This window comes from Mammaliicoccus sp. F-M27 (genome assembly GCF_022387115.1).
Lineage (GTDB): Bacteria > Bacillota > Bacilli > Staphylococcales > Staphylococcaceae > Mammaliicoccus > Mammaliicoccus vitulinus.
This window is the reverse complement of sequence record NZ_JAJNIE010000007.1, coordinates 127,887-138,848: the sequence shown is the minus strand read 5'-3', so window position 1 is coordinate 138,848 and position 10,962 is coordinate 127,887. Positions and strand designations below refer to the sequence as shown.

9 protein-coding genes and 1 pseudogene are annotated in these 10,962 nt (G+C 32.3%); 3 read left to right on the top strand and 7 right to left on the bottom strand.

What is annotated here, in order from left to right:
* The first annotated feature begins 547 nt into the window (after positions 1–547).
* On the top strand, positions 548–988 hold the full coding sequence (locus LQ598_RS08850; RefSeq protein WP_040808625.1) for a YgzB family protein: 441 nt from the start codon (positions 548–550) through the stop codon (positions 986–988).
* A gap of 25 nt (positions 989–1,013) precedes the next feature.
* Here the strand turns inward: LQ598_RS08850 and perR are convergent, their stop codons facing one another.
* The 3 genes from perR to bcp all read right to left on the bottom strand — a co-directional run bounded on the left by perR (position 1,014) and on the right by bcp (position 2,962).
* Positions 1,014–1,466, bottom strand: a complete 453-nt coding sequence (gene perR / locus LQ598_RS08845) for a peroxide-responsive transcriptional repressor PerR (RefSeq protein WP_016913035.1) — start codon at positions 1,464–1,466, stop codon at positions 1,014–1,016.
* Positions 1,467–1,544: 78 nt separating this feature from the next.
* The gene (locus tag LQ598_RS08840; protein ID WP_107537432.1) at positions 1,545–2,498 is read right to left on the bottom strand and encodes a phosphoglycerate dehydrogenase; all 954 of its coding nucleotides are present in this window, start codon (positions 2,496–2,498) and stop codon (positions 1,545–1,547) included.
* A 5-nt stretch (positions 2,499–2,503) separates the two neighbouring features.
* A complete protein-coding gene (bcp, locus tag LQ598_RS08835; RefSeq protein WP_016913033.1) occupies positions 2,504–2,962 on the bottom strand; it encodes a thioredoxin-dependent thiol peroxidase in 459 nt (152 codons plus the stop codon).
* Between the two features lie 84 nt (positions 2,963–3,046).
* Between bcp and LQ598_RS08830 the strand changes: the two genes are divergently transcribed.
* Together LQ598_RS08830 and LQ598_RS08825 are read left to right on the top strand one after the other, a co-directional pair.
* Positions 3,047–4,333, top strand: coding sequence for a glutamate-1-semialdehyde 2,1-aminomutase (locus LQ598_RS08830; RefSeq protein WP_239745424.1), 1,287 nt, complete (start codon positions 3,047–3,049; stop codon positions 4,331–4,333).
* A 95-nt stretch (positions 4,334–4,428) separates the two neighbouring features.
* Complete coding sequence (locus tag LQ598_RS08825; RefSeq protein WP_016913031.1) at positions 4,429–5,523, top strand: FUSC family protein; 1,095 nt, start codon at positions 4,429–4,431, stop codon at positions 5,521–5,523.
* 224 nt (positions 5,524–5,747) lie between these two features.
* Here the strand turns inward: LQ598_RS08825 and LQ598_RS08820 are convergent.
* The 4 genes and pseudogenes from LQ598_RS08820 to mutY all read right to left on the bottom strand — a co-directional run bounded on the left by LQ598_RS08820 (position 5,748) and on the right by mutY (position 10,870).
* A pseudogene (locus LQ598_RS08820) lies at positions 5,748–7,334 on the bottom strand (FMN-binding glutamate synthase family protein).
* A gap of 67 nt (positions 7,335–7,401) precedes the next feature.
* On the bottom strand, positions 7,402–9,141 hold the full coding sequence (locus LQ598_RS08815; protein WP_107556929.1) for an ABC transporter ATP-binding protein: 1,740 nt from the start codon (positions 9,139–9,141) through the stop codon (positions 7,402–7,404).
* 67 nt (positions 9,142–9,208) lie between these two features.
* Positions 9,209–9,757 carry a nucleoside tri-diphosphate phosphatase gene (gene ntdP, locus LQ598_RS08810; RefSeq protein WP_016912911.1) on the bottom strand — a complete coding sequence of 183 codons (549 nt, stop codon included), beginning with the start codon at positions 9,755–9,757 and terminating at the stop codon, positions 9,209–9,211.
* An 81-nt stretch (positions 9,758–9,838) separates the two neighbouring features.
* Entirely contained in the window at positions 9,839–10,870 is a 1,032-nt protein-coding gene (gene mutY / locus LQ598_RS08805) for an A/G-specific adenine glycosylase (RefSeq protein WP_107536756.1), read from the bottom strand.
* Positions 10,871–10,962 lie beyond the last annotated feature (92 nt).

Sequence of the window (10,962 nt, the reverse complement as noted above, 5' to 3'; positions counted from 1 at the left end):
ATGTATTAGGCACGCCGCCAGCGTTCATCCTGAGCCAGGATCAAACTCTCCATAATAGAAGTAAGCTTGATTAGCTCATCTTTGATTGGTTAAGCCAATCACTCTTTGAAGTACTTTCAGTACTCAATTATCGGAATTAAACGTTGACATATTGTCATTCAGTTTTCAATGTTCATTTTAACCGCTACAAGAATCAATTATACCAGTTATTAAATATCAATGCAAGTATTATTTTAAAAAAATAATATTTTGTTTTTTTTTCGGAAGTGACTAATCTTTTCAAGCTGTCATTTCTGAATCAATCAACTTGCATAATTTATATTACATTGTTACTTGATTAATTTCAAGCGTCAAATTTACACTTTATTAACCTTTTTAACAATCAATTTATTTTGTTTCGTCTGTCTGTTTTGACGACTTTTATAATATATCAAGATATAACGGCTACGTCAACGATTTCTACATACAAATTCGTGTATTTTTTCGCTTTATAAGGTACTATATATTTTAATAGAAATTATGCTATACTTTATCAGTATTAAATAGTATGGAGGGAATAGAATTGAAGCTATTTCGTAAGAAACCTACTAGTAAAATTAACAGAATAAGATCTTTTGCATTAGGATTAATCTTTTTAGGAATGATTGTAATGTATGTAGGTGTATTCTTCTTTTACTATTTCAAAAGCCAAATTGTATTTAGTATTTTCTTAGTTCTGGGGATGTTGGCTCTTGGTTTATCTTTTGTGGTGTATTTTTGGATAGGTATGTTAAGCTCTCGTACAATACAAGTTCAATGTCCAAACTGTGATCATTATACAAAAATGTTGGGACGCGCAGATATATGTGCGAATTGTAACCAACCTCTTACTTTGGACAAGAACCTAGAAGGCAAGACATTTAACCAAGATTATAATAACAAACGTAAATCTAAGAAGTTAGAAGAACAGGAAATTGCAGATACTAATGAAGAAAAGAAAAAAAGCTAAAGGTAAATTACCTTTAGCTTTTTCTTTATTTATTCTTACTTTGACATTCTGGACAAACACCATATATTTCCATTCTGTGGTGAGTAACTGAAAAACTCGTAACGTGTTGAGCTAATTGTTCAACCTCATCTAATCTCGGGTAATGAAAATCAGATATCTTACCACATTGATCACAAATGATATGATAATGATTATGCGTTTCAAAATCAAAACGGCTTGAAGCATCACCATACGTTAATTCTTTAACAAGTCCAGTCTCTTTAAAAACTTTTAAGTTATTATAAACTGTAGCAACACTCATATTTGGAAATTGTGGTGAAAGTGACTGATAAATTTCATCAGCAGTAGGATGACTATCTGTTTCAATTAAATATTGAAGAATCGATTGACGCTGTGGTGTAATTCTAACACCTGTACTTCGTAAAGTACCAATTGCATCGTCTAACATGTGTTCAACATTCTCAACATTTTGTTGCATCCTTACACCCACCTTCTAATTTATAATGATTATTATTTATAATATATCCCTTTTAGTAGCAATTTGTCAAACAATTAATCAGTATCCTGCTTTTGAATTAACTTCATTAAATAATGATTTTAAATTCCCATTAATTATTTGATTTAAATTTTCAACAAGTATGTCAGTGCTTCTCTTTAAGTTATTTCTATCATTTCCAGAAATATGAGCCGTTATAAACACGTTATCCATATCATATAATTTAGAAGTGGCTGGTAAAGGTTCTACTTCAAACACATCAATAGAAGCAAATCTGATTTCTTTATTAATCAATGCTTCTACTAGTACCGCTTCTTTTACAACGGTTCCTCTTCCTACATTAATAAAGTGGGCGTCTGCTTTCATATGTTCAAAGTCTGCTTTTTGTAACAAATGAATTGTATCTTCAGTTTCTGGTAATACATTCACTATGAAGTCTGCTTTATTAAAAACTTGACGTCTTTCTTCTATAGAATATACTTCATCAAATCCTGAAACGTCATGACCAGTTGTATTTATACCGATTACCTTCATATTAAATGCTTTTGCTACTTCTGCAGTTCTTTCTGGAATCTTTCCTGTTCCAAGAAATAATATTGTTTTATCATTGATTGAATCAGGGCTTAATTTATGATTAAATGCCCTTTTCTTCTGTGATTCATAGGTTTCTTTAAATAACTTGATATCATTTAAGATATAAGCGAATATAAATTCTGCTATTTGTATAGCATGTACGCCTTTTGCATTCGTTAATTTAATATTTCTTTTATTAATGTAATCTAAAGGTAATTGATTAACCCCTGTTGCGAACCAAGCGATTAGTTTAAGCTGTTTACACTTATCTAAAAATGATTCATCTACTTCACTATGATAGCTAACTAATACATCAGCGTCTTTAAGTACTTCTTCATCTGCCAAGTTAGGATGCTTATAAAATGTGAACTCTATATTAGGAAATGTTTCTTTTAGTCTTTCTTCTTGATCTTTTAACCTCATTAAAGTTACGACCTTCATCTATATCATCCCTTTATAATGTTTTTCAACTCTTCTATTTGTGTTTTGACTTTCACTTTCTCGATGATATGTTTTACTACCCCTTCTTCATCTAACACAAATGTCGTTCTAACAATCCCCATTGATTCTTTACCAAACGATTTCTTCAGTTGATATACGCCTAGTTCATCTGATAGTTTATAATCTTCATCAACTAACAAATCAAAATTTAAGTTATGCTTATTAGAGAAATTAGAATGTTTCTTTTCACTATCACCACTGATTCCGTATACTTTAGTATTTAAATCGTTGAAAAGCTCTAAATTATCTCTAAAATCACAAGCTTCTGTCGTACAAGTTGGCGTATTATCTCTTGGATAAAAATATACAACACTTTTACTTCCTTTTAAGTCCTTACTGCTTACAATTTCACCATTTTGATTTTTTAATTCGAATTCTGGAAATTTCTCACCAATTTGTATCATGATTTGCACTCCTTATAAACGATAGTTACTCCATTTTATGATACGATATAAATGAAAATAATTAAATTAAAAGAGGTTGATAACATGAATTTTGCAAAAAGTGAATATTTACAAACACTTTCAGACGAATATATTTTAGGTGGTGTTAATTCCCCTTCTCGCTCATACAAAGCAGTTGGTGGAGGTGCACCGGTCGTTATGAAAAAAGCTAAAGGCGCATATTTCTATGATGTAGATGACAATAAGTACATTGATTACTTACAAGCTTATGGTCCTATCATTGCAGGTCACGCACATCCACACATTACAGAAGCGATTAAAAATGCAGCAGAGGACGGTGTATTATTCGGAACTCCTACAGAATATGAAATTACTTTTGCTAAAAAATTACGCCATGCAATTCCGTCATTAGAAAAAATTAGATTTGTTAATTCAGGTACTGAGGCAGTGATGACTACTATTAGAGTTGCCCGCGCTTATACAAATCGTGATAAAATCATAAAATTCGCTGGTTGTTATCATGGTCATTCAGACCTTGTTCTTGTAGCAGCAGGTAGTGGCCCTTCACAACTGGGCACGCCAGACTCAGCTGGTGTTCCAAAAAGTGTAGCGCAAGAAGTTATTACTGTTCCATTTAATGATGTCGATTCTTTTAAAGAAGCGATGGATCATTGGGGAGATCAAGTTGCAGGTGTATTAGTAGAACCTATTGTTGGTAACTTTGGTATGGTTGAACCGAAAGAAGGATTTTTAGAAGCAGTAAATGACATCACACATGAACACGGCGGATTAGTTATTTACGACGAGGTGATAACTGCATTTAGATTCCATTACGGAGCTGCTCAAGATTTACTAGGTGTATATCCCGACTTAACCGCATTTGGTAAAGTCATTGGTGGTGGTTTACCTATAGGTGCTTATGGTGGAAGACAAGAAATTATGGAACATGTCGCACCATTAGGACCTGCATATCAAGCTGGTACAATGGCTGGAAACCCACTTTCAATGAGAGCTGGTATCGCATTGTTAGAAATTTTAGAACAACCTGGTGTCTATGAGAAGTTAGATCACCTAGGTCAGCAATTAGAAGATGGTTTACTAGAACTCATTGAAAAACACAAAGTTCAAGCAACAGTAAACAGAGTAAAAGGTGCTTTAACATTATACTTTACGGATGAAAAAATAAAAAACTATGTACAAGCTGAAAATACTGACGGTGAAAAATTTGCGAAGTTCTTTAAAGCTATGTTAAACCAAGGTATTAATTTAGCGCCTTCTAAATATGAAGCGTGGTTTATAACGACAGAACATACAGAAGAAGACATAAAACAGACATTAAATGCTGCTGATTACGCATTATCTCAACTATAAACTTGAAAAGTTATTAAAAACAATGTATAACCAATATATACTAGGCTTGTGATATTTATTACAACCCTGTTTTAATAACAAAAAGGAATGGTTCTATGAAATTTGGGGCAAGAATATTTAAAACTGGTATCGCTATTGTCCTAGCAATATTTCTAGCAAATTTACTGCCAGGACCAACATTGATAACATCAATAGCTGGTGTAGCTGCTATGGTTGCCATGCAACCAAGCGTTTATCGCTCTTTTAAAACAATAGTAGAGCAATTTCAAGGTAATGTGATAGGTGCCATAACTGCCGTTACAATATTTTCAATATTTGGTAACAACGTCGTCTTTATTGGTTTAACGGCAGTCATCATCATTTCAATACTATATAAATTCAATCTACAACATGTTTCTAACTTAGCTGTTGTTACAGCTTTAATCATACTTGGACATCATGAAGGTGATTTCTATATATCTGCCATCTACCGATTTCTACTAGTCATGATTGGGGTACTAAGTGCTTTTATCGTTAACTTCACTTTTCTACCACCAAAGTTTGAAACAAAAATGTACTATAATTCATTGAATATATCTACTGACATATTCAAATGGTTTAGATTAGTCTTAAATGGTACGACTGAATTTCATTATGTAAAGCAAGATTTAGAAACGATAAGAACGAGAATCGTAAAGCTCGAACAATTTTATCTTTATTATAAAGAAGAAAGAGCATACACTAAAAAACAAGCTTTTAGTCAAATGCGAAAAAAAATTCTTTTCAAAGAAATAATTGCAGCTACACGAAGAGCATATGAAGTTCTACGTAAAATGAATCGTTACGAAAATGATATTCACAATCTAAATGATGATTTAAAGGTACAAATGAAATTTGAACTCGATGAACTAATGGCACAACACGAACAAATATTGGTTAGAATATCACAAAAAGCTAAACATGACATTGACCAAGTTCCAGATTATTTAGTTGAACCTTATAAAGAAGATTTAATGAAGATATTTATAAAAGACATTACTAATAATCCAAATCAAGAAGATTATTACATCGAAAATGTCATGCAAGTCTTATCAGCGATGCTTGATTACAAAGCTACTATACTTCACTTAGACAAACTATCATCTAGTTACTTTAAATATCATCCCGAAGATAGTGACATTCAAATTGAAGATGAAGACTTTGACCTATAAAAATAGAGTCTCGGACATAAATGTCCTAAACTAAAATAACTTTGTAAAGTGCATGCTTGCCTGGGGGTATGGCTCGAGCCTGTAGTCTCTCTCACATACTATTCCCCTGGGCGTCAGCACTTTACAAAATTAGAAATATAAAATCACCCAATCCGTTGGAATCATTTTCGGATTGGGTGATTTATTTTAAGTTGGGATCTATATTCCAAACTCTATTTTTTGATTTAATTTTCTTTATATAAGGACTTTTTGTATTCTATAATATTCATTAAGTCACCATTATAACTTCTATACAATAAATGATGCTCTCTTATTTGATTTGGACTTTTCACACCAACTGCAGCTGCTAAATTAAATAGTCCTTCATGTAAACTCACAATATAATTTGAAACTCTATATTCTTTTTCTGACACAACTAATGCTGTTTCTTTTTTAGGATCAGTAGTAGCTACGCCAACGGGACAATTATTTGTATGACATTGTTGCGCCATAATACACCCTAAATTAATCATTAAACTTCTCGCCACATTTACAAGATCAGCGCCTAACCCTAAGGCAATCGCTATTTGGTCTGGTGTTATTAATTTTCCTGAAGCAAACACTTTAACTTTGTCTCTAATTTTATGTTTTTTCAATTCTACATCTAATATTGGCAAAGCTGTAAATAATGGTAACCCTACAGTATCAACGAGTTCTTGAAATGTTGCGCCTGTTCCACCTTCTCCTCCATCTACAGTTATGAAATTAGGAATAATATTCGTCGAGACCATATCATGAATTAATAATTTTAAATCGTTTATATTACCTACAACAATTTTAATTCCAACAGGTTTATCGGATAACCTTCTTAACTTCTCTACAAATTCAAGTAGTTCTTTATTATTATGAAGAAACTCGAATCGGTTCGGTGAATTCACCGTTTCAAATGGTGTCACATTTCTTATTTTTGCAATTTCTTCTGTGACTTTTTGACCTTCAATATGACCGCCTCTTGTTTTTGCACCTTGAGCTAATTTTAATTCAAATGCTTTAACTTGCTTTATATTCGCTTTTTCAACAAATTCTTTTTCATCAAAGTGCCCATCTTCATCTCTCACACCAAATAATCCGGGTCCAATTTGGAAGATGATATCACAATCTCCAGATAAATGATGTTCACTTAATCCACCTTCACCTGTATTCATCCACGAACCGCTTCTTCCTAACCCTTTAGATAAAGCTGTTATTGCATTTTTACCTAACGCGCCATAACTCATTCCCGACTGTCCTACCAATCTTTTCGCAATAAATGGATGCTTTAAGTTCTCCCCAATGATGATTTCATTGTTTTGGGTCAATTTATATGGCTCAACTTCTTGTTGAATTTGACTCTCTTTTCGATCAAAAAGTCCTTAGTTTGAAATATTATAAATATATGTAGACATTATTTCGTTTTGATTAATTTCTAATTCGTCATGATCTACAGGAAACATAGCGTTCTGCAAATAAAAACCTGGTTCTTCAAACTTTCTTAGCGAACCAAAACTTTCTATTCTATTTTTATATTTTCCAGGCATAACCATATTTAAATACTGTTTTCTAGAAAAAGGTTTGCCATCATTATCATTCAAGATTAGATATTGTCTTAACTCAGGTCCAATCATTTCAAGAAAGTATCGGACTCTACCTAATAAAGGATAATTTCTTAATACACTGTGATGTTTTTGCCTTTTATCTATAATGTAAAGCGATATACACGTAATCAAAACACCTATGATAATTACAAAGAATAAAATATTCACGATCAGTTGCAATATATTTAAAAAGCTCATAAAAAATCCCCCTTATTCTATCTCTATCATGTTAATGATAGAGATAGAATAAGGAGGTATTGTAATATTACCCGAACGATTGAATACTATATAAATTGTAATAACTACCTTTAGCTTGCATTAATTCTTTATGTGATCCTACTTCTTCAATATGACCATTTTGAATTACTACAATCTTATCAGCATGTGTAATCGTAGATAATCTGTGCGCGACGATCAGTGTTGTTCTTTCTGAGCTTAATATTTCTAAAGCATCTTGAATAATTTTTTCACTTTCTAAATCAAGGGCACTTGTAGCTTCATCTAAAACTAAAACAGGTGGATTATTAAGGAAAATTCTAGCGATAGAAACGCGTTGTTTTTGACCACCAGATAATTTCACACCTCGTTCGCCAACTTCTGTATCATATCCATTTGGTAAAGACATAATAAAGTCATGAGCATTAGCTTTCTTACTTGCTGCAATAACTTCTTCATCAGTGGCATTTGGTTTACCAAGTAGAATATTTTCTTTTATTGAATCAGAAAAAAGGATATTATCTTGTTCTACCATTCCAACTTGATTTCTAAGACTTTCAGTAGTGAAATCTTTTACGTTATGATGATCAATCCTGATACTACCTTTTGTAACATCATAAAACCTAGGAAGTAAACTAATCAAAGTAGATTTACCGCCACCACTCATACCGACAAAGGCAACTGTTTCACCCTTTTTAATATCAAGGTTAATATCAGTAAGCACATCATCTTCATATTCGTTGTATTTAAATGAAACATTTTCAAATGCTATATGTCCATCTTTAATTCTAATTTCTTTCGCATCGTCTTCATTTTTCACGTCATACTTTTCGTCGAACAGATGAAACACCCTGTCCATAGATGCAATACTTTGTGTCAAAGTTGTAGATGATGCTACTAATCTTCTTAACGGTCCGTATAATTGTTCTAAGTATGCAACAAATGCAGCTAACGTACCTACTGTTAAATTACCTTGTATCACGAGAAACCCACCGAAACCTACAACAATTAATGGTCCGATATCTGTCACTGTATTAATAACTGCAAAAGATTTAGCATTCCATTTAGTATGGTCAGTAGCTTTAGTTAAGAAATTTTGGTTTCTTATGTCGAATCTTTTTTCTTCATTTTTTTCAATGGCAAAACTTTTAATCACTGACATTCCTGAAACTCGTTCATGTAAAAAGCCTTGTAGTTCTGCTAAACTTTGAGATCTTCTTCTCGTAAGACTACGTAATCTTCCGAAGAAATAATAGATGCTGAAAATAAATACAGGGAATATCGCGATTGCTGAAAAAGTAAGCTTAACATCTAGAACAAACATAATGCTAAGTGCAATTATAATTGTAACTAGGTCTAACCAGACGTTCATTAAACCAGTTAGTATGAAGTCTTTCGTTTGTTCAACATCGTTTATCACTCTAGATATGATTTCTCCTGCTTTGTTATTAGCATAAAATCTAGAACTGAGTGCTTGTAAATGTGTATATAATTTTTTTCGAATATCATAAAGAATTTTATTAGATGTCCATTGCGCTAAATATTGTCTGAAATATTCTATTGGTGGTCTTAAAACCACAAAAATAAATCCCATAATTAGCATCGCATAAGCTAATTTTTCTGTTTTTTGCCCAATAGATAATGCCCCATTATTGATTACATCATCAATAACATATTTTATTAATAATGGCATCAATAATGGAATCCCAAATTTTAAAATTCCAATGATAATCGTACCTACAATATGCCATTTATATGGTTTCACGAATTGTAAATACCTTTTAATCATTTCCGTTCCCCCAATCATAGTCCAAACGAAACAGCCTAGCTTTTGCTAGGCTGCTATGTTTTCATTCTCATGAATTTCGTCTATCAATTGAATGAAATCTTTCTTGCCAAACTTTAATAAAGTCTGGCGCAAATGGTCCTTTTTTACGTTCAATCCATTGTTGTAGAATATCAACATTTCTTTTTAGAATTGCATCAATGTCTTTAGGATAATTCATTTGCTTCATATGTTGACGATATTCATCTTCGTCCAACAAATGATACTTTCCACTTGGATAAACTTTGATGTCTAAATCATAATCGATATATTTAATAGCTTCTTCATCACAAACAAAAGGTGAAGATAAATTACAATAATAATAAACACCATCATCGCGGAACATACAAATTACATTAAACCAATACTCTGCATGGAAATAAACAATCGCTGGCTCCCTTGTTACCCAAGTTCGACCATCACTTTCTGTTACGAGTGTTCGATTATTCCCACCGATAATAACATGACTCGTACCTTTAAGAACTGTTGTTTCTGACCATACACGATGTATATTACCATCATGTTTATAACTTTGCACTTTAATTACTTGGCCCTCTTTTGGTATGGATTCTTTGACCATGTTCCACACCACCTTTTAATTATTTACCAAGTTATTATAACATATTAAAAATAATAAGCTAAAATTATGTTTGTTTTTAATTTATGTGTTAACTTCATGAAAAATTTTTGACATGGACGTTGAGAATGATAAATTTTCTTTTTCGTCTTTCTTCATCCATTTATAAGGCGGTTCAAATGATTGCTTCTGAGTATATGCTCTGTATACTTTCATGTTCCATGTCATATGTGTGAATACATGTTTCGTTGTGAACATAGGCTCTTCTTGAACATCAATGACCGCATCTAGTTCTTCTTCAATACTATGAATGCTATCTTCAGCATCGAACATTGGAAATTCCCACATGCTATTTAATAACTTAGTATCTCTTTGACGTACTAGAATCTCTCCAGCACTATTTGTAATATATAATACTGAATAATCAACTGTTTTTTTCTTCGCTTTTTTCGTTTTAACTGGTAATTCAGATACTCGACCTTCAGCAAAAGCTGAACAATGTTTTTGTACGGGACACATAATACATAAAGTTTTCTTTGGCGTACAAATTGTAGCACCTAATTCCATCATTGCCTGATTAAAATCACCCGACTCGCTTTCAACAAATGGTTGTAATTCCTCTTCGAATATTTTTTTCGTTTTTGGTGCTGCTATATCACGATCATTGCAAGTCAATCTACTCCAAACACGCAATACATTACCATCAACTGCTGGTATAGGGTGATTGTGGACGATACTCATCACTGCTGCGTTAGTATAAGGCCCTACCCCTTTTAACTTTTTAAACTCTTCTGGATTATCTGGAACAATTCCTTCATATTTATTGTGAACTTCTTTAACTGCTTCATGAAAATTTCTCACTCTTGAATAGTACCCTAGACCTTCCCAATACTTCAAAACATCATCTTCTTTAGATTCACTTAGTGCTTGAATTGTAGGAAAGCGGTCTATAAACGCATTATAATAAGGTCTTACAGTATTGACTTGTGTTTGCTGAAGCATAACCTCGCTCAACCAAATATAATAAGGGTTAGTAGTCTCTCTCCATGGCATCTGTCTCTTATTTTCATGAAACCAGTTGAGTAAATCGTCTTTAAATTCTTTCGTTTCTATCATTTATGACACTACTTTCTTGTGAATTACTTTCGGATTACTATACTTATGCTATATAATATATATCATATAGATTAAAGTAAAGTGGTGATTTT